We start from the raw sequence: 24,583 nt of genomic DNA on the forward strand, positions 1-24,583 counted from the left end.
GGGAGGCATGATGCGCATCGGCGAGCTCGCCACCAAGGCAGGTGTGAGCGTTCGGGCGCTGCGGTACTACGAGCAACAGCAGCTGCTCACCTCGGAACGCAGCACCAGCGGCCAGCGGCTCTATCCGGACAGCGCGGTCGACCGTGTCCAGCTGATCCAGCAGCTGTACGGCGCAGGGCTGCCGAGCAAGGCGATCTCGGAACTGCTGCCCTGCGTCGTGAACGGCGAGGCGACCCCGGAGCTGCTCGACCGGCTCGCGGTCGAACGGGCCCGTATCGACCAGCAGATCGGCGACCTGGTCAGCGTGCGGGGACGGCTGGACGGCGTCATCAGCACCGCCACCACGAACTGGCGGACAGGCCGGCACTGTCGGCCCCGGTAGCTCGCCTTCACGCCTTCACGCCTTCACGGCACCAGCCGCTGCTCCTTGGCGACCGCCACCGCTCCCGCCCGGGTGTCCACGCCCAACTTGCCGTAGATACGCCCCAGATGGCTCTTGACCGTGGCCTCGCTGATGAACAGGACCCGGGCGATCTCCCGGTTGCCCAGCCCGCTCGCCAGCTGCTGGAGGATGTCCCGCTCGCGTTCGGACAGGGAGGGGCGCGGGCTGCGCAGCTGGGCCAGCACCCGTTCGGCGACCGGGGCCGACAGCGCGGTGCGGCCGGAGGCCGCGTCATGGATCGCCGCGAACAGCTCCTCGGGGCGTTCCGCCTTGAGGATGTAGCCGGTGGCGCCCGCCTCGACGGCCCGGGTGATGTCGGCGTCGGTGTCGAACATCGTCAGCACCAGCACGCGCGGCCCGTCCCCGCCCCCCGACGACAGATGGCGGGTGGCCGTCACACCGTCCATGCCGTCGCCGAGCTGGAGATCCATCAGCACCACGTCGGGCCGTACGCGCGCGGCGACGGCGAGGGCCTCCTCGCCGCTGCCCGCCTCACCGACCACCTCCATGCCGTCGGCGCTGGCCAGCAGCGCGCGCAGCCCGGCCCGCACCACCGCGTGGTCGTCGCACAGCAGCAGGCGTATCGGTGCGCGGGGCTCCGGGGCCGGGGTAGCCGGGGGCTGAGCTGCGGTCATGGTGCGATCTCCCTCGATACGTCGTGAAGCGTAACGGCCACCGACACCACGGTGCCCTCGCCCTTCGTGGACTCCACCGTGAGCACACCGCCCGACTGCCGTGCCCGGATACGCATGGCGGGCAGCCCGTGCCCGCGGGCCCCGTCCGCTCCCGGGGCCGGGGGCTGAACGGCACCCGGATCGAAGCCACGGCCGTTGTCGGCGACGTCCAGCGAGATCTGGTCGTCCACACAGGTCAGGGTCAGCGCGGCCCGCGTCGCCGCGGAGTGCTCGCGCACGTTGGCCAGCGCGCCCTGTGCGATGCGCAGGAGCGCCGCGTCGACCCGCTCAGGGACCGGGCCGGGGACGCCGTCGAGCCGGAACACCACACCGAGACCGGGGCCGCTCTCCCGCTCGGCGAGCGCACCGAGCGCCTCGGCCAGGGTGTGCTCGGCGAGGTCGGCGGGGGCCAGGTCGTGCACGAACCGGCGTGCCTCGGTGAGGCTCCGCGCGGTGATCCCGGCCGCGCCCCGTACGTGCTCGCGGGCCGCGACCGGATCGGCCCGCCACACGCGGTCGGCCGCCTGGAGCAGCATCTGCTGGCTGGACAGCCCCTGCGCCAGGGTGTCGTGGATCTCGCCCGACAGCCGCTGCCGCTCCGCGAGTGTGCCGGCCCGCCGCTCGGTGGCGGCCAGGTCACGGCGGGTGCGTACCAAGTCGTCGATCAGTGCGCGCTGGCGGGCCGACTGGCGTTGGAGATGGACCAGGACGGCGGTGGCCACCGCGCCGAGCGCGAAGGGCGCGACCACCATGTTGGGGTTGAACGTGCCCTCCACCGTCCGCAGTTGTGAGGCGACGATCAGCGCGGTCAGCCCTGCGGCGACCGGTACGCCGATCCGTGCGGGCAGTGTGTGCAGCCCGGCGAACAGCAGTGGCATCACGCACCAGGTGGCGCTCGGAGCGAGCGCGAGCAGGACGATCCATACGCTCGACACCACACCCAGCCAGGCCAGATGCCGGGCGGTTGGCCGGGCGCCCGGACGCGGTGCGGGTGCCGACCACCGGCCGATGACGTACACCAGACAGAAGACGGTGAACAGCACGACGACCCACGCGGTACGCGCGCCGTCCTGGTCCCGGCTCAGGAAACGTACGAGCGACGATCCGAGCAACAGGAAGAACGCGGCGTCCATGACCACACCCAGCCACCGGCCATCCGGATCGTGTCGCTCCATCGCCCCGCCCACCCCACATCGCCGCCCTGCGGACCGTTGCCGCCTCCCGGCGTCTCTACCGTGCCGAACGCGCTGAGGCAACCACCGATCGGTTGGTAAGGGCGTCCCCCGAACGGCCCCCACGGCGCAGCCGGACGGCCCGGCCCGGCACCCGCCCGGGAAAGGAGGCTTGCAGTGACCCCGCCAGGAGGAAGAACTCACATGCCGGCCAAGAACCTCAACGCCAACCGCGCCGCCCTCGGCCACCGCATCTCGTACGCACTGCGCCACCCCGGACGGGTGCCGCGCCACCTGACCCGCGCGGCACGCGACGCCTGGCTGCGCCACCGCTCACCCGACCACGTCTCCTACTACCGCGCGGTGATGCGCTCCGACACCCGCGCGAATCCGGAGGCGGCGGTCGGCAGTGCCAGCCACGACCGGTGGCTCGCGCTGGGGGAGATGCAGTTCGACTATCTGATCGGCCACGGCCTGCGCCCGGAACACCGGATGCTGGAGATCGGCTGCGGCAACCTGCGGGCGGGCTGGCGGTTCATCCGCCACCTGGAGCCGGGGCACTACTACGGCCTCGACATCTCGCCCGACATCCTCTCCGCCGCGCAGGACACGGTGGTCACCATGGACCTCCAGAAGCGCCTCCCGACGCTGACCCCGGTCCACGACCTGACCCTGCGCTTCCTGCCCGACGCCCACTTCGACGTGGTGCACGCGCACAGCGTCTTCTCCCACTCCCCGCTCCCGGTCATCGAGGAGTGCCTGGCCCATGTCGGCCGTGTGCTGGCACCGGGCGGCTGGTTCGACTTCACCTTCGACCGTACGGAGGGCGAGGAACACCAGGTCCTGCGGGAGGACTTCTACTACCGCACCGAGACGCTCGTCGCCCTGGCGGAGAAGCACGGCCTCCAGGCCCGCTTCATGCAGGACTGGGAAGACCTCCCCCACGGCCAGTCCAAGATCAGGGTCACGCATGGCCCTGCCGTGTCGGACGGCGACGCTCGATGACGCGAGGACCTCGGGGCCGGCCGCGGGCAGGCCCGTCGGCGGGCATCGAGGCCCTCAGCTCACGCCGTGAGCTCGCGCTGTCAGCTCGCGCCCTCAGCTCGCGTCGTCCTCGCCGCCCGAGCGGAGGGTGAGCAGGGTGATCTCGCTCGGTGCGAAGACCCGGAAGGGCGGCCCCCAGAAGCCGGCGCCCCGGCTGGTGTAGAGCTGGGTCCGCTCCCCGTGGTGGCTCAGGCCGTGCACCACCGGCTGGTCGACCCGGACGAGGAAGTTGAACGGCCAGATCTGGCCGCCGTGGGTGTGCCCTGACACCTGTAGGTCGATGCCGGCGGCAGCTGCCTGCCGGACGAACTTCGGCTGGTGCGCGACGAGCAGGACCGGCCGGTCCGGGTCCGTGCCCGCGAGCGCGCCGACCAGGTTCGTGCCGTGTCCGGTCAGACCGGAGGACTCCGCCGTCACGTCGTCCACTCCCGCGAGTACGAGGGAGTCCCCGCCGCGCTCCACCATGACATGGGCGTTGTGCAGCGGTTCCCAGCCGAGTTCGGCCATGCGGTCCAGCCAGCCCTGCGCCTCTCCGAAGTACTCGTGGTTCCCGGTGACGTAGACCTTCGCCAGCCGCGACCTGATCGTCCCGAGCGGCGCCGACTGCGCGTGGCGCTGGGTGGGTGTGCCATCGGCGATGTCGCCGGCGTGGATCACGACGTCCGCGTCGAGCTCGTTGACCGCCTCGGTGACCCGAGCCGACCAGTCGGCCCGGTCTATCGGCCCGTAGTGGGTGTCGGCCAGCACGACGACACGGGTCCCGTCCAGGCCGGCACCGAGCCGCGGGACGTGGACGTCCAGCCGCTTCACACGGGGCACGCGCATGGCCTCGTGGTGCCCCCAGGCCAGCAGCCCGGCCGAGACCACGGCGACCGCCACGGCGATGACCCTGGCCCGGTCGGCGCCACCGGCGTCGAGCCCGATCAGCACGAGGTGCACCAGGCCGCCCAGCGCCGACCAGGTGAACAGCACCCAGATCACCCCGAGGGTGCTGTCCGCGATGCGAGCCGCCCGGTCGGCCCGCCGGCGCCCGTGGCCCGCGGCCATCAGGAAGGGGAAGGCGACCAGCATCGCGGCGAGGACGACCGTGCCGACCAGGAAGACCGGGAGCGGCCAGTCGGTGCCGGAGCCGAACAGTGTCCACCAAGGCAGGAAGAACAGCACCGCGAGGACGAGTACGACCACGGCTCCGCCCAGTCGCGCGCGCAGGGACCGCCTGGGACCCGCGTTGCTCTCCCCGACCGGCGGAAGGTCCGGCTCCGCCCGGATGGAATCGCTGTCTGCCACTGCGCCGCCCCTCATATCGCCTGTCACACCGTCGGATCGGTTCCCATCATCCGGCACGGGGTGTCCGACGGAACGGGAGCGTCTCGTTTTTCGTCCCGGCTGAGCTCTCCCGACGAGTCGGCGAACCGAAGAATTTGCAATCGTGAATATCTAGCGATTTGCCAGACGGTGCGTGGGTGTGGGTCGGCGCGTGAATATCGAGCATGGATCTAGCTGTATATCCGGATAGTTCCATAGAAGGTCCGAACAAGTGGTGGCATTGGTCGCAAGTGGGCCGATTTGATCGTAGTTTGCAAAGGCCAATCAATTTCTGACTACACTCGCTGCGCATGAGCAACAGGAACAGGCGCGCGAAGGAGCTGTCCCCGAGGGTGGTCATACGCACGACCAGCAGGCCGGGTGGTCTGGTCTCCACCTGATGGCTGCACGACACAAGCAGAAGCGCGAACCGCGCGCCCACTGGCTGCTGCTGGCCCTTTCGCTGGCCCTGGTGGCGGTGGTGCTGGTCTTCCACGGCTGGACCAAGCACGAGGTCGACGCCGCAAGGACCAGGCTGACCTGCGACGAGCCCGTACCCGACGGCGTGAACACCACGAGCCCGGTGCTGACGAAGGTCCGCGGCGACACGGCCGTGTCGCTGCCGGTCCCCGCGGGCAAGGTCGCACTGACCTTCAACGGGGGCCCCGACCCCGTGTGGACCCCACGCGTCCTCGACCTCCTGAGCCGCCACCACGCCCACGCCACGTTCTTCCTGAGCGGAGCGGACGCGGCCAAGTACCCCGGGCTCGTACGGCAGATCCGTGCCGAGGGCCACGAGATCGGCTCCGGCACCTACACCGGTGCCGCGATGGACGACGCCTCCTCGCAGCGTGCGGGCCTGGAGCTCGCCCTGACCCAGGCGACCCTGGCCGGCTCCGCCGGTGCCCACACCGACCTGCTGCGGATGCCCCGGACGACCTCGGTGCCCACGCTGTGCGGCGACATGTGGCCCGCGGTGCGGCGCGCCTCAGCCGACGGGTACACGGTCGTCGCGGCCTCCCCGTGGAGCAAGAAGGCCGGCACCGGGGTGCTGCGGCAGTACGAGCAGAACGCGCACGGCCTCGGGCAGGCCGAGGCGCTGTTGAAGAACAAGGACAAGGACGTCGAGGAGTTCGACACCGTGTCGGTGGCCACCGGTCTCGGGGCCTCCGAGCGCACCGCGACGCCATGGCAGCAGGTGCGTGGTCAAGCGCTGCTGTTGTCCGTCCGGGCCGGTGACCGGTTCCTCACGATCATGGGCTGGCTGCTCGTCGTCGCAGGCGGGCTCGGTGTGCTGCGGCTGCTGATGCTGGTCTTCTTCGCCCGGGTGCATGTGCGGCGCCTGGAGCGGTACCGGCCCGGCTCACCGTGGCTGCGGGAGATCCGCGACCCGGTGACGGTCCTGGTGCCTGCCTACAACGAGGAGAAGGGCATCGAGTCGACGCTTCGCTCACTCCTTGCCTCCACCCACCGGCAGTTGCAGATCGTGGTGATCGACGACGGTTCGAGCGACCGCACGGCCACCATCGCCGAATCCGTCCGCGACCCGCGGCTGAACGTCGTACGGCAGGCCAACGCCGGCAAGGCCGAGGCCCTCAACACCGGCCTCCGGTACGCCCGCTACAACATCGTCGTGATGGTCGACGCCGACACCGTCCTCGAACCTGATGCGATCCGGCGGCTCATCCAGCCGCTCGCACACCCCGCCGTCGGCGCGGTCAGCGGCAACACCAAGGTCGGCAACCGGCGCGGACTGCTCGGCCGCTGGCAGCATCTGGAGTACTGCTTCGGCTTCAACCTCGACCGCCGTATGTTCGAGGTGCTCGAGTGCATGATCACGGTGCCGGGCGCGATCGGGGCGTTCCGCAGGGACGCGGCCCTCGGCGTCGGCGGTGTCAGCACCGACACCCTCGCGGAGGACACCGACCTGACCATGGCGCTGTGGCGGGCCGGCTGGCGGGTGGTCTACGAGGAGACCGCGATCGCCTGGACCGAGGTGCCCACCTCGCTGCGGCAGCTGTGGCGCCAGCGCTACCGCTGGTGCTTCGGCACGCTCCAGGCGGCTCGCAAGCACGCGGGGGCCCTGCGGGAGTTCGGCCCGGCCGGCCGGTTCGCCCGCCGCGGGATCAGCTATCTGCTGGTGTTCCAGATGGCGCTGCCGCTCCTCGCGCCGGTGATCGACGTCTACGCGCTGTACGGGATCCTCTTCCAGGACGGGTCCGACGCGATGGCCGTCTGGGGCGGTTTCCTGGCCGCCCAGATGTTCTGCGCGGGATACGCGCTGAAGCTGGACGGCGAGCGTCTGCGGTCGCTGTGGGCGATGCCGTTCCAGCTGGTCGTCTACCGGCAGTTGATGTATCTGGTGGTGATCCAGTCGGTGGCGGCCACCGTGTCGGGCACCCGGCTGAAGTGGCAGCGGATGCAGCGTTCCGGCACGGCGGCGCAGGAGATCGGCGGCCGGCCGCGGGCCCGGAGTCTGGAGTCGCGATGACCCACAGGAGACCACGACGGTTCCGGGGCGGTGGGAAGCGCGGCGGGATGCGCGGCGCGGCCGCGCACGGGGCGGAGCCGTCCCGGGTGGTGTCCGGCCGGGTCGTCGACGGGCCCGGGCCCGGGCCCCGGTACGCCGCCGACGCCGCGCCGCCCCCGCCCCACGACGGGCTGTACGACGCCGGCCTGCCTGCCGACGTCTTCGTACCGTCGGCGGTATCGCCCGCCGTACCGCCCGCGGTGCGGGAGCCGGCCGCCCCCGCGCCGGCCGGCGACGTCGGCGACGCCATCGGTGACGGCAGGTCCGGCGGTTACGGCAACAGCGAGCGCACGCCGAGGCCGCCGCGCAGTCGCGGCCGTAAGTTCGCCCTCCTGATCCTCACCCTGGTGGTGGCGCTGGTCGCGGTCTCGGTCAGCGGCTACGTCTGGGCCGACTCCGCGCTCACCAAGGGCATCGACCTCGGCGCCGTCAAGGACCGCCCGGTGCCGGGCAAGGGCACCAACTACCTCATCGTCGGCTCCGACAGCAGGGAGGGGATGTCGGCCCAGGACCGCAAGGCCCTGCACACCGGTGGCTCGGCCGACGCGGGCCGGCGCACCGACTCCATGATGCTGCTGCACACCGGAGCGCACGGCACCACGATGGTCAGTCTGCCCCGCGACTCCTGGATGACCGTCCCGGCCTATGTCAGCCCCGACACCGGGGTCCACCACCCGGCGAGGAAGAACAAGCTGAACGCGGCCTTCTCCCTGGGCGGTGCACCGCTCCTGGTCCGCACGGTCGAGGCCAACACCGGACTGCGTATCGACCATTACGCGGAGATCGGCTTCAGCGGTTTCGTCGGGATCGTGAACGCGGTCGGCGGCGTACCGATGTGTCTGGACCACGCGGTACGGGACCCCAAGTCGGGCCTGGACCTGACCGAGGGCTGCCACACCCTCGACGGACGCGGCGCCCTCGCCTTCGTGCGCCAGCGCCACCAGGAGAAGGAGGGCGATCTCGGCCGGACCAGGAACCAGCAGAAGTTCCTCGCCGCACTGGCCGAGAAGGCGGCGTCCCCGGAGGTGCTGAGCAATCCGCGCAAGGCCTTCTCGGCGGCCTCCACCGGCCTCGGCGCGCTCACCGTCGACAACGACACGCACCCGCAGGACCTGGCCTCGGTGTTCCGGATGATGCGCGGCGGCTCGGACATGGCGCGGCTGAACATACCGGTGACCGGCAGAGGCCTGGCGACCCGGGCCGGCTCCGCGGTGGAGGTGGACCGGGGGCGGGCCAGGAAGGTCTTCGAGCAGCTCAGGAAGGACCGGCCGGTCCCGGAGAAGGCCGACGGATGACGAGGCCCGAGCGGCACAATGAATCTGTGAATTGCGAAATTTAGCAATTGACTACATGCTGTGCCGACAGGTAGCCGCAGGCGCGGTGGCGAACGAAGCCTCGGGCCGTCGGGGTGGTGAAAGGGGTCCGTGACCGTGCCGGTTCCGCTGTATCAGGCCAAGGCCGACTTCTTCCGGATGCTCGGGCACCCCGTACGCATACGGGTTCTGGAGCTGTTGCAGGACGGCCCGATGCCGGTCCGTGACTTGCTGGCGGCTATCGAGGTGGAGCCCTCGGCCCTCTCCCAGCAGTTGGCGGTGCTCCGCCGTTCGGGCATCGTCGCCTCCACGCGTGAGGGGGCGACGGTCGTGTACCAGCTGGCGGGCGGGGACGTGGCAGAGCTGATGCGGGCGGCCCGCCGGATCCTGACCGAGATGCTGGCCGGGCAGAACGAACTGCTCGTGGAGCTGCGGGAAGCCGAGGGCTCGCCGCGATGAGCGGGTCGTCCGGCCGGTCGTGGGGCCGGGTGCGGTCTCTGCTGCCTGCCCGTGCCGACTTCGCCGTCATGGCCCGCAACCCGCGCCGTGACCTGCTCGCCGGCCTCACCGTGGCGATCGTGGCGCTGCCGCTCGCGCTCGGCTTCGGAGTCTCCTCAGGCCTGGGCGCCGAGGCCGGGCTGGCCACCGCTGTCGTCGCCGGTGCGCTCGCCGCACTGTTCGGCGGCTCAAACCTCCAGGTATCCGGGCCGACCGGCGCGATGACGGTGGTGCTGGTGCCGATCGTCGCCGAGTACGGTCCTGGCGGGGTGCTGACGGTCGGACTGCTGGCCGGCGTGCTGCTGATCGCGCTGGCCCTGCTGAAGGCCGGCCGGTACATGCGGTACATCCCGGCGCCGGTGGTGGAGGGCTTCACCCTCGGCATCGCGTGCGTCATCGGCCTGCAGCAGGTCCCCAACGCCCTCGGGGTCGCCAAACCCGAGGGGGACAAGGTCCTGGTGGTGACCTGGCGGGCCGTCGGGGAGTTCGTACGCACCCCGAACTGGACCGCGGCCACCCTGGCCCTCGCTGTGGCGCTCGTCATGCTGCTCGGGGCCCGATGGCGGCCCACCATCCCGTTCTCGATCGTCGCCGTCGTCGCCGCGACGCTGGCCGCTGAGATCCTCCACCTGGACGGGGCCGCACCGATCGGAGACCTGCCGTCCGGGCTGCCGGCACCCTCGCTGGGCTTCCTCGACCTGTCCGCGCTGGGCTCGCTCCTTGCCCCGGCCGTGGCGGTCGCCGCGCTCGCAGCGCTGGAGTCACTCCTGTCGGCCACGGTCGCGGACGGCATGACAGTGGGGCAGAAGCACGACCCGGACAAGGAACTCTTCGGGCAGGGCATCGCGAACCTGGCCGCCCCGCTGTTCGGCGGCGTACCGGCCACCGCGGCCATTGCCCGTACGGCCGTCAACGTCCGTAGCGGCGCGGGCTCCCGCCTCGCCGCCCTGACCCACGCAGCCGTCCTCGCGGTGATCGTGTTCGCCGCCGCCCCGCTCGTCTCCAGGATCCCGCTGGCCGCGCTCGCCGGAGTGCTGCTGGCCACCGCGATCCGCATGGTCGAGGTCGGCGCACTGCGAGCGATGGTCAGGGCGACCCGCTCGGACGCGATCGTGCTGGTGCTGACCGCGGTCGCCACACTGGCCCTCGACCTCGTCTACGCGGTCATCATCGGCCTGGCCGTCGCGGGCGCTCTGGCCCTGAGGGCGGTCGCCGGCCAGGCCCGGATGGACCAGGTCGACTTCAAGGCCGATCTGCCGGGCGAGCACAGCGAGGAGGAACACGCGCTGCTGGCCGAGCACATCGTCGCCTACCGCATCGACGGGCCGGTGTTCTTCGCCGGCGCCCACCGCTTCCTTCTGGAGCTCGCCGAGGTCGCCGACGTCCGCGTCGTGATCCTCCGGATGTCGCGGATCACCACGATGGACGCCACCGGGGCCCTGGTGCTCAAGGACGCCGTGGAGAAGCTGCACCGGCGCGGCATCGCCGTACTGACCTCCGGGATACGCCCCGGCCAGCGGCGCGCCCTCGAATCGGTCGGTGCGCTGGACCTGCTGCGCCGGGAGGGCCGCGAGTACGCCACCACACCGGAAGCGATCGCCGGAGCCCACGCCCACCTGCGCAGGGCCGGACTCCTCCCCGCCGGGCCCGTCACCGAAGAGGCCCCCCGGTGAGCGATCAGCTGGAGGTCCTCCCGTTGCGGCACGTACTGACTCTGCCCGCCATGGGGTCCGCGGTGCGGATCGCCCGTGAGACCACCGAACAGGTCCTGACCGAGTGGGGCGTCAGCAGACGCCACCCTGTGGTCGATCCGGCGCTGCTGATCCTGTCCGAGCTGGTCACCAACAGCGTCCGGCACGCCGCCGCTCTGTCCCCGTCCTTGACCGTGATCTACGCGGCCGGTCCTGACACGTTCGCGTTCGCCGTGCACGACCGGCACCCCCACCGGCCCGAGCTCTTCTCGGCGGTCACGGAGGCGAGCGGCGGCGGGTTGCGCACCGTCATGGAGCTCACCCTCGGTCTGGGCGGCACCGCCGTCGTCCGCGCTGACGCGGACGGCAAGGGCAAGAGCATCTGGATCACCCTCCCCTGTGAAAGCCTCCCCCGTGAAAGAAGGAACCACCATGAGCGATGAGACCGGGACTCCGCCGCCGTGCCCCGAGTGCTCAGGCGTGTACACCAACGAGGCGGGCGCGCTCCTGGTCTGTCCCGAGTGCGGTCATGAGTGGCCGCCCGCGTCCCCCGGACCCCTGGGCGGCACAGGGGACGACGGGGCGATCAGGGATGCCGTCGGTAACGTACTTGCCGACGGCGACTCGGTGACAGTGACCAGGGCCTTGAAGGTCAAGGGCAGCCCGAGCGGAATCAAGGCCGGCACCAAGGTACGCAACATCCGGCTGGTGGACGGTGTGGACGGCCACGACATCGACTGCAGGATCGACGGGTTCGGCCCCATGCAGCTCAAGTCCAGCGTGGTCAAGAAGGCCTGACAGCGCGCCCTGCGGTATCGCTCGGCCCGTCGCTTCCCGAGGCCACGACTTCGGCGTGGGGGCGCGATGATGTCCCCATGGTGAAGCGATCTGAGGTGGACGCGGTGCACGGTGCTCGCACGACGGCGACGGCGACGGCGACGGCGACGGTCCGGCCCGCCGGCCGGTCGGCGGCCGGGGGCGGGGCGGGGCCAGGTCGATGAGCGCGCCGTTGTACCAACTGAAAGCGGAGTTCTTCAAAACCCTCGGCCACCCGGTGCGTGTTCGTGTGCTGGAACTCCTCAGCCGGCGCGAGTACGCGGTCTCCGAGATGCTGTCCGAGATCGGCGTCGAAGCGGCCCACCTCTCCCAGCAGCTGGCCGTCCTGCGCCGGGCCAACCTGGTCGTCCCGCGTCGCGAGGGCTCCGCCGTCCACTACTCGCTGACCGACCCGCGAGTTGCGGAGCTGCTGCGGGTGGCGCGAACCATCCTGTCCGGCGTGCTGACGGGCCAGGCCGAGCTGCTGGCCGATCTCCAGGCCGCCGAACCCGACGCCGCGCCCCGGCGGCGCAGGCCGACGTCCCGGTGAGGACGTGGTGGTGCGGCCCGACGGCGCTGCTCGCACGACGGGCGAGACCGATCACTTCGCGGTGACCCGCTTGAGCCATGTGCGGTGGGCCGTCAGGTCGGTGTAGATGCCGGGACCGGTGGCACACGCCGGATCGGCGTCGCCGTCGCGGCTGGTCGCCCCGATCAGTTCCCACCGCCCGGGACGGCCCTTGATCTGCGGCCCGCCGGAGTCGAGGATGCACGCCTGCGCGTTCTTGGTGGGGCTGTCGGTGCACAGCTCGTTGTCCGCGTCGTAGTCCTCGCTGCACCGGTCGTCGGGGACGATCCTGGTGTCGAGTTCCTGCAGACGGACCGGGAGGTCCGGGCACTCGCTGCCGTCCTCGCAGGTCATTCCCCAGCCGAGGATCCGAGTGTCGGAACCCGTCCGCACGGATTTGGCGGCCACCTTGATGGGCTTCGCGTCCACGGGGTGGTCCAGCTTCATGACGGCCACGTCGTCGTGGAACGGCTCGTAGGAGAAGTCCGGGTGTGCGATGACCTTGGTGACCTTCGCCTTCTCCCCCTTCGTACGATCCAGGTCGCCGACCCGTACGGAAAGCTGCTCGGTCTTGACACCCACGGTGCAGTGCCCGGCGGTCACGATCCAGTCCGGTTCGATCAGGGAGGCTCCGCAGTAGTGGTGGCCGTCCTTCTGCACGCTCACCATGAATGGGTACGGTGACGTGGCGTCGTGTCCCCCGATGATCGCCGATGCCGACGGCGTCATCGTCATGGTGAGCGCGATCGTCCCCGCCGCTGCGAACAACGCCGCCTTGCCGCGCTTGATCGTCCTGGCCATCTGTCCTCCTGTGTCTCGTTCAAGGATTCGGTCACCGGTGAAGCGCAGGAGCGGCGCCGGACGGAACCGATGTGGGGAAGCCCCGTCCGGAGATCCGCATCCGGCCCGGCCGGCCCCGACACCGTCGATCCTGTCCCGGCCGGTGCCCTCGGCGCGTCACCCTCCCCGTTGGGATGGGCTGCCCGAAAGTCGTACGGCACGCCGGCCGGGTCGTGCCGCGGGATGATCGCGAGAACGACGGGGGAGTTCGCGGGGGCGGATACGGTGTGCGGACGCCGGTGCCCGTGAGCGGACGAGGAGGTGGCCCGAGTGACCGTCAAGGTGATCCTCCTCGACGACGAGGAGTTGGTCCGCAAGGGCATCCGGATGATCCTCCACGCGGAGCCGGACATCGAGGTGGTCGCGGAAGGCGGCGACGGCTCGATGGCAGTGGACCTGGTCACCGAGCACCGGCCGGACGTGGTGCTCACCGACATCCAGATGCCCCGCGTCGGCGGCCTGGAGGTCGCCCGGCAACTCGCCGCGCTGGCCGATCCTCCCGCCGTCGGGGTGCTCACCACCTTCGACGTCGACGAATACGTCTACGCGGCACTCCAGCACGGCGCGGCCGGGTTCCTGCTCAAGGACACCTCGCCGCGCGAACTGACCGACGCGGTACGGGTCCTCGCGCGCGGCGAGGCGATGCTCTCACCGCGCATCACCACCAAGCTGCTCGCTGTCTTCGCCACGGGCGCGGCCGCTCCGCAGGCGCGCTCGCGGATGGCGGAACTGACCGCCCGCGAGCGGGAGGTCGCCGTGGCGGTCGCCCAGGGCCACAGCAACTCCGAGATCGCCACCGACCTGTTGGTGAGCCAGTCCACGGTCAAGGTCCATGTCAGCCGGATCATGACCAAGCTCGACGCCGCCAACCGCACCCAGGTCGCGCTCATCACCCATGACGCCGGACTGACCTGAACACCTGGCTCATCGGCCATCTCACCGAGCGGGCCCCGCAGGCCGGTTCGTCACGATTCCCGGCAGGGTCAAGCCACGGTCGCGGGCGCTCCGGGCGCCGACGTGGGGAGCGCGGCGTCGATACGGAAGCCGCCGTCACCTGTGGCCCCGGACCCGAAGGTGCCTCCGGCCAGGCGGACCCGCTCCGCCAGACCGATCAGCCCGTGTCCTCCGCTGGGGAGCAGAGGCTCACCGTCGGGGGCCGCCTCGACGGGCCTCTCGGCCGGGCCGTTGATGATCCGTACCCCCACGGTTCGCGGGTCGAACTCGACGTGAATCTGCGTCATGGCGCCCGGGGCGTGCTTGTGCACGTTGGTCAGAGCCTCCTGCACGACCCGGTGCGCGGCACGCGCGACCGGGTCTGACAGTGGCTGCGGCGGGCCCTCGACAAGCACGGTGACAGGCAGCCCGGCGGTACGGGAACCGTCGGCCAGCTCGGTGATCTTGTCGACGGCCGAGCCGGGGGCGGGCCGCTGCTCGGCCGACGCGACAGGATCGTGCGCCTCGGCCTCCGCTCCCGACCCGGTTGCGGTGTCCGGGCCACCGGCCGGGCTGTTCCTGAGCAGCCCCAGCATCTCGCGGAGTTCGGTGAGCGCGCGCCGGCCGGCCGTCTGGATGATCTGCGCGGTCTCACCCGTCACCTCCGGGTCGTGGGCGACGACGCTGAGCGCGTTGGCGTGTACGACGATCAGGCTCACCTGGTGGGAGACCACGTCGTGCATCTCGCTTGCGATGCGCCGGCGCTCCTCCTCCCGCGCGGCCTCGGCGAGGAGCTGCTGCTCTCGTTCGGCGCGCTCCGCCCGTTCGACGAGGCCGGCGACGACGGCGCGCCGTTGGCCCACGTAGAGCCCCAGCAGCAGCGGCACCAGGCAGGAGAGGACGAAGTTCACCGCGAACCAGGCCACCACTGTCCCCAAGCTGGACCATGTCGCCGCATGCCAGGGCGCGAGGACCACAAGCCCGATGCCGGCCGAGGCCCAGACGGTCCGGCGGCTGTGCGGGCCGCGGTAGGCACCCTCCGCGTAGTAGGCGAGAGGCGTCGCGAACATCGAGACCTGGAGAACCTTGGCGAGCAGTCCGACGGCGAGTGCCAGTTCGGGGACCCGGCGCCGTGCGAGCAGTGGCAGTGCGCTCACCGCGGCGAGCAGCAGGTTCGCCCAGGGAGCGGCCGGTCCCGAGTAGGGGTTCTGGAAGCTGTCCAAGACCGCGAGCAGCAGAGCGATGACCATCAGCACCAGGTCAACGGCGCGCGCCGGCAGGAGGGGCGAGCGGGGTACGGGCTGCTTCGCGAGGCTCTGCGCGGTGCCCGTGTCGCCGGAAGGCAGAAGCGCCCGGCTGGGCAGCGTGATCTTGAGGCGGGGACGACCGGTGGTTATCACCTGGCGAGGATAGAAGGTGGGGCCGCACCAAGATCCGGCGACGGTCCGCCCCGCTGCGGGGCGACGGAAACGGACAACGTCGAAGGCCCCCGCAGCAAGCTGCGGGGGCCTTCGACGTATTGCCCGGTGAGAGCAATGGCGGAGGATACGAGATTCGAACTCGTGAGGGGTTGCCCCCAACACGCTTTCCAAATGTTCGCCTGGGGGTTCGGTTCAGGTCAGGAGTGTTCTGACCAGCACCGGAGGGCAGTCTGGTTGCTTACCCGTACCGCCCCGGACGGGGGTGGATGCAACCAGAACTGCAACCATGCCCTGCTCCGCTTGTGGCGGGCGCGGGTCACCGACCGGTTTGGCGGGGAGAGCGGTCAGCCAGTCGGCGCAGGGTGCCGAAAGACAGCACCCCGCGCGTCTCCACATCGACCTTGGTCTCCTGAAGTGCCTGCGCGGCAGCTTTATTGAACATCGTTGCCAGTTGGCCGCAGAGCTTGACGGTCGACAGTTGCCGCATCTCGTGGTGTGCTGTGGGCCGAAAGCGGCCAAGGTGCTTTGAAGCATCCGCTTCTCCGCGTATGTACTCCAACAGAATGGAACAGAGGGTGGGGGCGTCCTTGGTGGCCGCGTCACGGGTCTGGGCGTTCAGCGCCGCAGCCGACTTGGCAAGGCTCACCAGCGCGTAGCCCGCCCGGTCTTCGTCAAGCGTGAAGCCGATTTGGTCGTCCAGCGCAAGTGCCGCCAGGCCAGACGATGTCTGGGCCTCCGCTTCGTCCCTGAGTGAGATCGAGAACTCCACGAGGAACGCCCTGACCGCCCTGTGGTAGTCGTCATAGTCCGCAAGCTCAGGCGCCAGATTTCTAGCGTAGGCACCGGCTCTCTGCTTCCGTTCCAAACGGAGGGCCCGCAGCAGGGACACTCGCGACTCAAGGATCTTGCGACCGGTGCCCTGCACCGCCCCCTTTGCCGCCCACACTGACTCGGGCGCCGACAGGGAGCGGGACAGCTTGTAGGCATCGCGGTAGCCCTCGAGGATTGAAGCCTTCTTCACTAGGCGTTCCCCGCCAGCCTGGCCCACGAGTTCGTATACCTTCGAGGCGGTTCCCTCCCGGTGCAGGTATTCGACCACCGTTGCAGCGATGGAGGGATGCCGACAGTAGACACGGTGGCCGGCGAAAGTCACTGCGGCCTCCCGGCCGAGCGTTTGAAGGATCTTTCCGTCGGCGAAGACCGGGTCGAGGCCCACCATGGCCGCGATCACCGACCTGCTTGCTCCCTTGCCACGGTTGCCGTTCTTGTCGAGCGTGTGCTGCATCACGCAGATGCCCCCGAAGATGTCGCCGAGGTCCACGGAGTCCGTCAGCTTGATCTCGTGCAGCTTGCGTACCAGATCCTCCATACGGGCACCCAGATCCGCCCCGTACCGGACGTCGAGAACCGCTCCGAAGAGCGTGTTGCTCTCGGCGACCATGGCGTCGGCTGACGCCGCGAGGCGTTCCGCGACGCTGTCGATCTCTTGACTGCCGCCAGGCAGCAGCCCAAGCCTCTGCCAGGTCAGCGCAATGTTCCTGGCGTCGTCGTTGGTGATGCCATGGAACACGACGTCCTCGATCCATGGTCGCAGTGTCGAACCAGCGCCCTGCCACCACAGGCGGTCTTGACTGGCGAGCAGAAAGGCGATGCCCGATCCCTCGGCCGCCCAGACGTCCTTCGTGGACACCATGTCGTCCATGATCAGGTCGGCCTCGTCGACGCAGATCAGGGTCTTCCCGGTCGCGCGGACGTCGTTTAGCCAGTCCTTGGTCAACAGCGGTGCGCCGGGTTCCCGCCACAGCACGTTCCACTCCGGCCGTGAACCCGCTACTGCGTGCGCCACTTGGCGCAGAGCTAGGGACTTGCCCTCGCCCAGCGGACCAATGGCCACCGCACCGCCGCCACCGCCGTTCCTCAGGCACTCGACCACCATCTGCTCCAGGGAGACTGTTGAGCTGAGCACGGGCCAGCGGCCCGGCACGGCGTCCGCCCATACCGGCTGGCTACCCTCCGCGAAGGCCCCTGGCTGGTACGAGGCCGAGTCAGCCAAAACGCGCGGCACCCGCGAGTACCCGTACTGAGAAGGGGCCTCTTCGGTTTCTGTCTCGTCCCGCTCCAGCTCGTCGGTGAACAGCTCGTGCCCGTCGACGCCGAGGTAGAGGGTGAAGCCCGGAGCACCCACGAAGTCGCCAAGAGGGCCGCTCGTAACGGCGGTGGCATCGGTCTCGTACGCTGCCCAGAGGACCTCGGCCTCCAGTAGGTCGGCCGTATTGTCGAGAACCTGGCTGCGCATGCTCCTCATGAAGCTGTCGAGCCACCCGCTGTAGCCCACCACCAGTACGACCGAGTTCGTGAGCAGCCGCCTCAGCACATCGTCCAGCCCGGGGCGGGCGGAAGTAATCCTCGTCGGTACGTTGCTCGTAGCCTGGCCGGTCCAGTAGCCGTGGATGTGCAGGACGGGGTGGGCGATGGCTTCGCTCAGCTGCCCCATTGCGGGGACGGTGTCGGTTGGAATGGGGATGGGGACGGCTTGAATCCCGACCTGACCGAGGGCAATCTCGATCAGCGGGTCGAAGTTTGTGGTGATGATCGGGCCCCGTGCCCCTCCGCTGAGCGAGGCAAAGAACTGCGCGAACCGCTGGTACCCGCGGGGAATGATCCAGTTCCCTGTCCTGGCGTACTCCCGGCAGCGCTCCTCGTCCCTGGCAACTGCCGTCACGTCTGTCTCAGGCACGTCGGGGCACGCTTGGAGCACAGCCTTCCGGATCGCCCTCATGACCGTGGCCTCACCGGCCTGCCTGGTCAACACTGCCGCCGCGCTCTGGTATTTGAGGCCGGGGTCCGTTGCGTCGGCGACAGTCGCGTCGAACCTGGCGAGGCCCGGCTTTGGCACGTGCTCCCGGAAGATTTCCGTGAGCTGGGGGACGCTGGGGAGGACCTCGCTACTGATCCCCGAACCGAAGACCGTGACAAGGCGACGGTCAGCCTCCTCGGCCAGGAACTGGAGGCGGATCTTGAGGTCTGTGATGTCACCGAAGTCGATAGGACCCATGAACCGATCCAACCACTGCGGCTGGGGAGGTGCGCACCTCCCGTTGCCCTCCCTGGCCACGCGAACGTTTCAAGCCACCTCCAAATGGCTCTGGTTCACCGATCACTTCGCGGCCAGCGACACTTATGATCGGGCCCGTGTCGGGTCCGAGGCAGAGGGGATGCCACCATTGAATCCGTTGCAGCTCGCCATCACGGCGATCCTCACCGTCGCTGGCATCGCCCTGCAGATCTGGTCGTCCGCGCCGAGTAGGGCCGAGCGGCAGTACGCCCTCCAGCTTCCTTCCGTTCTGCTGTATTCGCTCGCCGCGGCGCTGTTCCTGTTCTCGGTCTTCCCGGATTCGCTCACGGATGGCAGGGCGTTGGGGTTCGGCCTCAGCGGCGCGGCAGGATTCGCCGCGTTCTTCATGCTGATTTCCTTCACTTGGCTTGCCAAGACCCGCCGACGGGACGAGGTGAACGCTCAGTTGAAGAAGGCTTGGCGCGAGAACTCCTCTCTGCGCCGGCAGTTGGTGGGTGAACGCTCCACGGGAGAGGCCCCTCGCCCGCTCGCTCAGTCCACCCGGTATGACCTCCCCCTACGTGGCAGCAGGCGGCACCGAATCGGTGTGGTGACGGGAAATCTTGCGAATGTGCTTGGTGTCGACGTGTGGGTCAACCCAGAGAACACCCGCATGGAGATGTCCCGCGTTGATGAGCCGACCGTTTCCGCTGCGATCCGCTATCACGGGGGTCGTCGGGACGACGCCGGACATCTGGTTGACGACATCATCGCCGGAGAACTTGTCGAGCGGATGGCTGGCCGACAGCACGTGTCAGCGGGCCAGGTGCTGGTCACTGGGCCTGGCGAGCTGATGGATAGTCATCAGGTTCGGAAGATCATGCATGTTGCAGCGGTCGAGGGGGAACCCGGATCTGGCTACCGCCAGGTGATGGACCTTGCGCGGTGCGCCCGCAACATTCTCTCTGAGGTTGACCGGCTTGCCGAGACTGGGGAGCCACTGCGCTCGGTCGTTCTTCCGCTGCTGGGGACCGGCGGGGGTAACAGTGATCTACAGCACACCGTGGATACCCTGCTGGCAGCTACCGTGAGCTACTTCGAAGCTCATCCGGCGTCTTGCATCCGGATGCTATATCTGCTGGCGTATACGGACGTGCAAGAGGCTCTCTGCCGGACCGCCCTTGACGCGCGTCCCGAACTCTCGACTGGAGTCTGAAGGCGCTTATCGCCCTGGAAGCAGAGTCTCCGGTGCTTCGTTCGGCAGGGACCGGAAGCCGAGGCCGTCAGCCCGGCCCGTTGAAACGCGCGACTCGCTGCGGCCCGCGCGCCGCGTGGACGCCGTCGCGTAGTCGCCTGCCTGACACGCATCCTGCGGCAGAGCCGAACACCGGAGGGACCACCGTCGTCCAGGCGCTCTGAGCGTCTGCCGGCAGCCCGGGGGTGCTGTCGGTGACGACGTGGGTGATCAGCGCATGACACACGGTCCTGGGGAGCCCTGGGCCCACCTCGCCCTTCATTACCTGCCGCCTGACGTTGCCACGAGGTGGTGCACTTATAGTGCATATCTCTACCAATGACCTCACGGAGGTACCCCGTGAGAGGATCGCGGACGTGAAATTGATCGAGAACACCGAGGCACGGCGGGTGGAGGCGCTCAGTGTCCTTGCGTCTGATTCCCAGGCCGCCCTGGGGCAGTACTTCACTCCTGCACCAGCTGCCGACCTGATCGCCTCGATGCCTCGCCTGGACGCGCTGAGTAATACCGTGCGTGTTCTGGACCCCGGTGCTGGGGCCGGCTCGCTGACCGCCGCACTGGTGACCCGACTGTACGAAGCACGCCCTGACCTGCACGTACATGTCGTTGCAGTGGAGATCGACCCGCAAGTCATTCCGTACCTGCGCGCCACGCTCGAGGAGTGCAAGGCAACTTACGGCATCACGTTCGACCTCGTGCAGGGCGACTACCTAACCGACGATGACGCACTCATCGACGGGCCGTTTGACCTCGTCGTCGCCAACCCGCCCTATGGAAAGCTCGCCGCAGGCAGCCTGCATCGGACGCGCACTGCGCACCACCTGGTCGATACCAGCAACATCTACACGGCCTTCTGGGCCAGGGCCGCAGCCGCCCTCGCCCCCGGCGGCCAGATCTCGATCATCGTGCCCCGCTCCTGGGCCAACGGCACCTACCACCGCGCCTTTCGTCAGTGGATGCTCGATCGCACCAGCCTCGATCTCCTACACGTCTTCGAGAGCCGTAACACAGTCTTCGCCGACACCGGCGTCCTCCAGGAAAACGTCATCGTGGCTGGCACACGGGGCGATCAGCAGCCCCAGGTCGTCCTGTCAGCGTCGATCGCGCACGGCGACGCCCCGCTGCGCCGCACCATCCTGTTCGACGCCGTGGTCCTGCCCGGGGACCGCGAGCGGTTCGTCCGTTTCGATGACTCCGCTGTTGTGCCGCCGGCCGTCGCGTTCACCTTGGCTGACCTGGGCTTGGGCGTCAGCACGGGCAAGGTCGTGGACTTCCGCAACCGCGAGCACTTGACCGAAGACTTCGGCGCCGACGGTGTCGTGCCGATGGTCTACCAGGCCAACGTGCGCGGCGGAGTGGTCGAGTGGCCACAGCGCACTGCGAAGAAGCCGCAGGGCTTCTTCCCCAGTACCGAGGCCGCACGCAAACTACTCCTTCCCGAAGGGCACTACGTCGTCATCAAGCGTTTCTCCGCGAAGGAGGAGAGGCGGCGCGTGGTCGCGGGCGTCTGGAAGCACGACGGCCCGATTGCCCTGGACAATAAGACCAACTATCTGCACGAGAAGAAGGGGCCTATCGAGCCTCAGCTTGCGCACGGGTTGATGCTCTGGCTGAACTCCTCGACACTCGACGCGATCTTTCGCACCTTCTCCGGGCACACCCAGGTCAATGCCGGGGACGTCAAGACGCTCCCCTTCCCCTCCCGTGACGACTTGGTGCGCCTGGCGCAGAGCGCGCCGGAATGGCTCCCGGAGCAGTCGAAGCTCGACGCCCTCGTGGCTGACTTGTTCCCCGCTGTCGTAGGCTCCGCAGAGTGACCAGCACTTTACGAGCATCCGTCGACAACGCCAGCGCCCTCCTGGAAGCCTTCCGCTTCGACAAGGTTCGCTGCAATGACAGGTCCGCCCTGACAGCCCTCGTGCTGCTCGGCCTAGAGCCCGGCGAGCCGTGGGACGTGGCGACCAACCCGCGCCTCGGCGTCACAGAAGTCATGGGCGTCATCGCGAACAAGTGGGGCAAGGGGTACGCCCCGAACTCGCGCGAGACCTTTCGCAAGCAGACGCTCCACCAGTTCGTCGACGCGGGTTTCGCTGAGCACAACTCCGACGCTCCCGAAGGGCGCGCGGTCAACTCCTCAAAGAACAACTATCGGATCACTCCGGCTGCTCTGTCAGTAGTGCGTCTCTTCGGCACCCCGGGGTTCCAGGACGCCCTCGACGCCTGGATAGCCGAAGCTCCCACCCAGCAGGCTGCGTACAAGGCCACCCGCGACATGCAGATGCTCCCGGTCACGCTGCCCGATGGGTCTCCGTTCCGCCTCTCTCCCGGTGGCCAAAACCCCCTGATCCGGGACATGGTCGAGGAGTTTTGCCCTCGCTTCGCCCCTGGCGGGCAGGTGCTCTACCTGGGGGACGCCAAGGATCACCGCTACGACATCCGCAAAGACGACGTCCTCGCACGTCTCGGACTGACCTTCGACGAGCACGGCAAGAACCCGGACCTCGTGGTCTACGACGAGCAGCGCGGTTGGCTCTTCCTGATGGAGGCCGTCACTTCTCACGGACCGATCGACTTCGGACGGCGTCAGCACCTGAAGAAGCTCTTCGCGACGGACAAGGCAGGGCTGGTGTTCGTGAACTGCTTCCCGGACCGCGCCACGATGCGCAAGTGGCTGGCCGACCTGGCCTGGGAGACCGAAGCCTGGGTGGCTGACGCGCCTGACCACCTGATCCACCTGAACGGCTCACGGTTCCTCGGCCCCTATGAGTGAGCCTTTTCAGCTTGCGCTCTGATTGGGCGAGCCCCGGGTCGCGGTAGTGACTAGTCCGGTGTAACCCGCGGACGGCCCGACGGACGTGGCTGCCGGAGCTGTCTTACGAGAAGTAGCTGCGCGGCTGCCTTCCTGTTGCCATGGTGGTACCTGTGTCTCGTCGAAATGCAGCCCAAGATCACGCAATCATTACCAACGCTATGACCCTTGCGTTCGGCCATCAGTTGGCTGCTACCTGGTTGGAGCTCCACCCGGAGGCGAGCGCTTACCAAGTGGTCGAGTTCCTGGAGGAGCAATCGTTCAGGGCTCGGGTGGCTGCGGTCGAGGTGTACGTGGCGGCAGGGAAGTCGAGCCAGGAGGAGGCGCTGGTTCTCCTCGAGCATGAGAGCCGGAGCTACAGGGACCTGATGCGGAAAGAGCTGTCCACTGGCGAGCTCAACCTGCCCGCCCCCGGCGCGCGGTGAACGGCGGGGAACATGAATGGATCGGTGGCGAAGTGGGCTCGCCTGGTGGCCGAAGCGGAGTTGAGTGAACCACTCCCTCGTCGATGGACGCACTCGCAAGGGGTCGCGTGGCGCGGAAGCGAACTGGCGGCGCTCGTCGGGGACGAGGCGGACCTCTTGCTTGCTGCTGCGGTACTGCACGACGTGGGTTACGCGCCTCGCCTGGCCATCACTGGATTTCATCCGCTGGACGGTGCTCGCTTCCTCCGTGACAGCCACGCTGCTGACAAAAGACTGGTCCGTCTCGTGGCCAACCACTCGTTTGCGTTGGTGGAAGCCGACGAGCGGGGCTTGAGGGCCGTACTGGAAGCCGAGTTTCCACTTCTGGACGACCAGCGCCTTGTGGACGCACTTGTGTACTGCGACATGACGACCACACCCGACGGCCAGGTCACGACGGTCGAGGCTCGGTTGGCCGAGATCACCGGGCGATACGGGCCTGACAGCCTGGTGGGGCGGTTCATCCGTCGGGCAACGCCGGACATCCTGGCGGCCGTCGGCCGGGTGGAAGCAGCATTGGCGGCTCAGCCCAGGTAGGGGTACGTGCCGGCGAGGTAGTCGCCGATCTGTTGGCGCATGCTGGGGTGGATGTCGTACTTGTCCAGGTCGTTCGGTTGGACGTAGCGGACGCCATCGGCTTCGTCGTTGATCGTGGGCTCGCCGCCCACGGGTCGGCCGATGTAGGTGTTCTCGTACTGCTGGCGGATCTCGCCGTCGGTGTAGGCGACGATGTGGTTCGGGTTCGTGTAGACCCCCAGGAATCCGGTGATCTCGGCGACGATGCCGGTTTCTTCCAGGCATTCACGCACGGCGCACTGGGCGGCGGTCTCGCCGATGTCCTGGGCTCCTCCGGGCAGGGCCCATTGGCCGGTGTCCCGGCGGCGCTGGAGGAGTATGGCGCCGTTGTCGTCGATGACGAGCAGGTTGTTGGCGGGGATGAGCGTGTTCGCCTTGGGGGCCTTGGGGTCGTTGTAGTACTCAGTCCTGCCCATGTGGCGAGGGCCCCTCCTGGTCTGGTGTCCAGGGCCGTGCGGTGGCCCAGACAGCTTCGAAACTCTGAGCGTAGTTGTCGAACCAGCCCGCCGTGTCTGCTCTGCGGAGATGGAGGAGGGGGTTGGCGCTGGCCGGCTGGCCCCAGACATGCGGGTTGATCAGAAGATCATCGTCGTACCGGAACATCGAGGTGTAGAGCGTGGTGTCGTGCAGCCTCACCTCGCAGCCGGGCTCGGACAGTAGGGGCCGGTAGTAGGTCAGGGAAGCGCGGATCTTGGCAGCGAGTGTGTCGCCGATTCCTTCTTCGTGGCCCCGGATTGCTGCGGACCGGCCCTTCGAATCGCCGAAGCAGAGACGCACTCGCACCCCGCTCGATGCGCGCTCGGCGAGCATCTTGGCGACGTGGGGGTTGGACTGGGCGAAGAAGGTTCCGGAGAAGACGAGGACGCTGATCTGCTCCTGGGCGCCGTTGAGCAGCGACAGCCACGTGTCGCGCGGGACGCTCGCCCGGTTCTGGTAGGTCCCGACCAGCTCCTGCCCCGAACCTGCCAGTTGCTGCGGCGTGCTCGGCGCCGGCGCGGGCCAGAGGAACAGTTCCTCGACCCGTAAGTGCTTGGCGACGCGGAAGCGGTGGCGAGGATGGGGAACGCGCCCGCCGAGCCACCGGCCAACGGTCTTAGGGTCCACCTCGCAGACTTCAGCAAGTGATTCAGGTGGGATACCGCGCTGGGTGAGCACGGAGTGCAATCGCTCGTTCACA

Annotated in this window: 23 protein-coding genes; 15 read left to right on the forward strand and 8 right to left on the reverse strand. The window is 68.8% G+C overall.

The annotated features are described in order from the left end of the window. Positions 1-7 precede the first annotated feature (7 nt). Positions 8-382 (forward strand): MerR family transcriptional regulator, encoded by a 375-nt coding sequence (locus tag AB0C75_RS03760; RefSeq protein WP_362886718.1) that lies wholly within the window; start codon positions 8-10, stop codon positions 380-382. A gap of 23 nt (positions 383-405) precedes the next feature. On the opposite strand, the gene AB0C75_RS03765 is transcribed toward AB0C75_RS03760, so the two are convergent. Continuing rightward, entirely contained in the window at positions 406-1,077 is a 672-nt protein-coding gene (locus tag AB0C75_RS03765) for a response regulator transcription factor (RefSeq protein ID WP_362886720.1), read from the reverse strand. Further along, positions 1,074-2,291, reverse strand: coding sequence for a sensor histidine kinase (locus tag AB0C75_RS03770; RefSeq protein WP_362886722.1), 1,218 nt, complete (start codon positions 2,289-2,291; stop codon positions 1,074-1,076). The genes AB0C75_RS03765 and AB0C75_RS03770 overlap by 4 nt, the downstream gene beginning before the upstream one ends. Positions 2,292-2,492: 201 nt before the next feature. Between AB0C75_RS03770 and AB0C75_RS03775 the strand changes: the two genes are divergently transcribed. Beyond that, a complete protein-coding gene (locus AB0C75_RS03775; protein ID WP_362886724.1) occupies positions 2,493-3,293 on the forward strand; it encodes a class I SAM-dependent methyltransferase in 801 nt (266 codons plus the stop codon). A 93-nt stretch (positions 3,294-3,386) separates the two neighbouring features. Here the strand turns inward: AB0C75_RS03775 and AB0C75_RS03780 are convergent, their stop codons facing one another. Next, positions 3,387-4,619 (reverse strand): metallophosphoesterase, encoded by a 1,233-nt coding sequence (locus tag AB0C75_RS03780; protein WP_362886726.1) that lies wholly within the window; start codon positions 4,617-4,619, stop codon positions 3,387-3,389. 418 nt (positions 4,620-5,037) lie between these two features. Here AB0C75_RS03780 and AB0C75_RS03785 point away from each other — a divergent pair, with 418 nt between their 5' ends. From AB0C75_RS03785 to AB0C75_RS03815, 7 genes are all read left to right on the forward strand, one after another. Further along, positions 5,038-7,128: a bifunctional polysaccharide deacetylase/glycosyltransferase family 2 protein gene (locus AB0C75_RS03785; protein WP_362886728.1), complete on the forward strand. Its 2,091-nt coding sequence runs from the start codon at positions 5,038-5,040 to the stop codon at positions 7,126-7,128. Then, the gene (locus AB0C75_RS03790; protein ID WP_362886730.1) at positions 7,125-8,462 is read left to right on the forward strand and encodes an LCP family protein; all 1,338 of its coding nucleotides are present in this window, start codon (positions 7,125-7,127) and stop codon (positions 8,460-8,462) included. The genes AB0C75_RS03785 and AB0C75_RS03790 overlap by 4 nt, the downstream gene beginning before the upstream one ends. A 135-nt stretch (positions 8,463-8,597) precedes the next feature. Further along, positions 8,598-8,939, forward strand: coding sequence for a metalloregulator ArsR/SmtB family transcription factor (locus AB0C75_RS03795; protein WP_362886938.1), 342 nt, complete (start codon positions 8,598-8,600; stop codon positions 8,937-8,939). Continuing rightward, positions 8,936-10,651: a SulP family inorganic anion transporter gene (locus AB0C75_RS03800; protein WP_362886732.1), complete on the forward strand. Its 1,716-nt coding sequence runs from the start codon at positions 8,936-8,938 to the stop codon at positions 10,649-10,651. Before AB0C75_RS03795 ends, AB0C75_RS03800 begins: the two co-directional genes overlap by 4 nt. Then, positions 10,648-11,112, forward strand: coding sequence for an ATP-binding protein (locus AB0C75_RS03805; RefSeq protein WP_362886734.1), 465 nt, complete (start codon positions 10,648-10,650; stop codon positions 11,110-11,112). The genes AB0C75_RS03800 and AB0C75_RS03805 overlap by 4 nt, the downstream gene beginning before the upstream one ends. Beyond that, the gene (locus AB0C75_RS03810; protein WP_362886736.1) at positions 11,102-11,467 is read left to right on the forward strand and encodes a zinc ribbon domain-containing protein YjdM; all 366 of its coding nucleotides are present in this window, start codon (positions 11,102-11,104) and stop codon (positions 11,465-11,467) included. The genes AB0C75_RS03805 and AB0C75_RS03810 overlap by 11 nt, the downstream gene beginning before the upstream one ends. 199 nt (positions 11,468-11,666) lie before the next feature. Beyond that, entirely contained in the window at positions 11,667-12,035 is a 369-nt protein-coding gene (locus AB0C75_RS03815; RefSeq protein WP_362886738.1) for a metalloregulator ArsR/SmtB family transcription factor, read from the forward strand. A gap of 51 nt (positions 12,036-12,086) precedes the next feature. Here the strand turns inward: AB0C75_RS03815 and AB0C75_RS03820 are convergent, their stop codons facing one another. Beyond that, positions 12,087-12,854, reverse strand: a complete 768-nt coding sequence (locus tag AB0C75_RS03820; protein ID WP_362886739.1) for a serine protease — start codon at positions 12,852-12,854, stop codon at positions 12,087-12,089. A 309-nt stretch (positions 12,855-13,163) separates the two neighbouring features. Here AB0C75_RS03820 and AB0C75_RS03825 point away from each other — a divergent pair, with 309 nt between their 5' ends. Next, positions 13,164-13,808, forward strand: coding sequence for a response regulator transcription factor (locus AB0C75_RS03825; RefSeq protein WP_362886741.1), 645 nt, complete (start codon positions 13,164-13,166; stop codon positions 13,806-13,808). 68 nt (positions 13,809-13,876) lie between these two features. Here the strand turns inward: AB0C75_RS03825 and AB0C75_RS03830 are convergent, their stop codons facing one another. Continuing rightward, positions 13,877-15,226, reverse strand: coding sequence for a histidine kinase (locus tag AB0C75_RS03830; protein ID WP_362886743.1), 1,350 nt, complete (start codon positions 15,224-15,226; stop codon positions 13,877-13,879). Between the two features lie 337 nt (positions 15,227-15,563). After that, positions 15,564-18,302, reverse strand: a complete 2,739-nt coding sequence (locus AB0C75_RS03835) for an SIR2 family protein (RefSeq protein WP_362886744.1) — start codon at positions 18,300-18,302, stop codon at positions 15,564-15,566. Here AB0C75_RS03835 and AB0C75_RS03840 point away from each other — a divergent pair. The 5 genes from AB0C75_RS03840 to AB0C75_RS03860 all read left to right on the forward strand — a co-directional run bounded on the left by AB0C75_RS03840 (position 18,301) and on the right by AB0C75_RS03860 (position 23,367). Next, positions 18,301-19,518: a hypothetical protein gene (locus AB0C75_RS03840; RefSeq protein WP_362886746.1), complete on the forward strand. Its 1,218-nt coding sequence runs from the start codon at positions 18,301-18,303 to the stop codon at positions 19,516-19,518. The two genes, AB0C75_RS03835 and AB0C75_RS03840, sit on opposite strands and share 2 nt — an antisense overlap. Before the next feature lie 395 nt (positions 19,519-19,913). Continuing rightward, complete coding sequence (locus AB0C75_RS03845; RefSeq protein WP_362886748.1) at positions 19,914-21,374, forward strand: N-6 DNA methylase; 1,461 nt, start codon at positions 19,914-19,916, stop codon at positions 21,372-21,374. Continuing rightward, on the forward strand, positions 21,371-22,327 hold the full coding sequence (locus tag AB0C75_RS03850) for a BsuBI/PstI family type II restriction endonuclease (protein WP_362886750.1): 957 nt from the start codon (positions 21,371-21,373) through the stop codon (positions 22,325-22,327). The genes AB0C75_RS03845 and AB0C75_RS03850 overlap by 4 nt, the downstream gene beginning before the upstream one ends. A 200-nt stretch (positions 22,328-22,527) precedes the next feature. Then, the gene (locus tag AB0C75_RS03855) at positions 22,528-22,791 is read left to right on the forward strand and encodes a hypothetical protein (RefSeq protein ID WP_362886752.1); all 264 of its coding nucleotides are present in this window, start codon (positions 22,528-22,530) and stop codon (positions 22,789-22,791) included. A 12-nt stretch (positions 22,792-22,803) separates the two neighbouring features. Next, entirely contained in the window at positions 22,804-23,367 is a 564-nt protein-coding gene (locus AB0C75_RS03860) for an HD domain-containing protein (RefSeq protein ID WP_362886753.1), read from the forward strand. On the opposite strand, the gene AB0C75_RS03865 is transcribed toward AB0C75_RS03860, so the two are convergent. Both AB0C75_RS03865 and AB0C75_RS03870 read right to left on the reverse strand, forming a co-directional pair. Continuing rightward, positions 23,355-23,822 carry an NUDIX domain-containing protein gene (locus tag AB0C75_RS03865; protein WP_362886754.1) on the reverse strand — a complete coding sequence of 156 codons (468 nt, stop codon included), beginning with the start codon at positions 23,820-23,822 and terminating at the stop codon, positions 23,355-23,357. The two genes, AB0C75_RS03860 and AB0C75_RS03865, sit on opposite strands and share 13 nt — an antisense overlap. Beyond that, the gene (locus AB0C75_RS03870; protein WP_362886756.1) at positions 23,809-24,582 is read right to left on the reverse strand and encodes an XRE family transcriptional regulator; all 774 of its coding nucleotides are present in this window, start codon (positions 24,580-24,582) and stop codon (positions 23,809-23,811) included. The genes AB0C75_RS03865 and AB0C75_RS03870 overlap by 14 nt, the downstream gene beginning before the upstream one ends. Between the last annotated feature and the right edge of the window lies 1 nt (position 24,583).

Origin of the sequence: Streptomyces sp. NPDC048565, assembly GCF_040650935.1 — a bacterium.
In the GTDB taxonomy this organism is placed as follows: Bacteria; Actinomycetota; Actinomycetes; order Streptomycetales; family Streptomycetaceae; genus Streptomyces.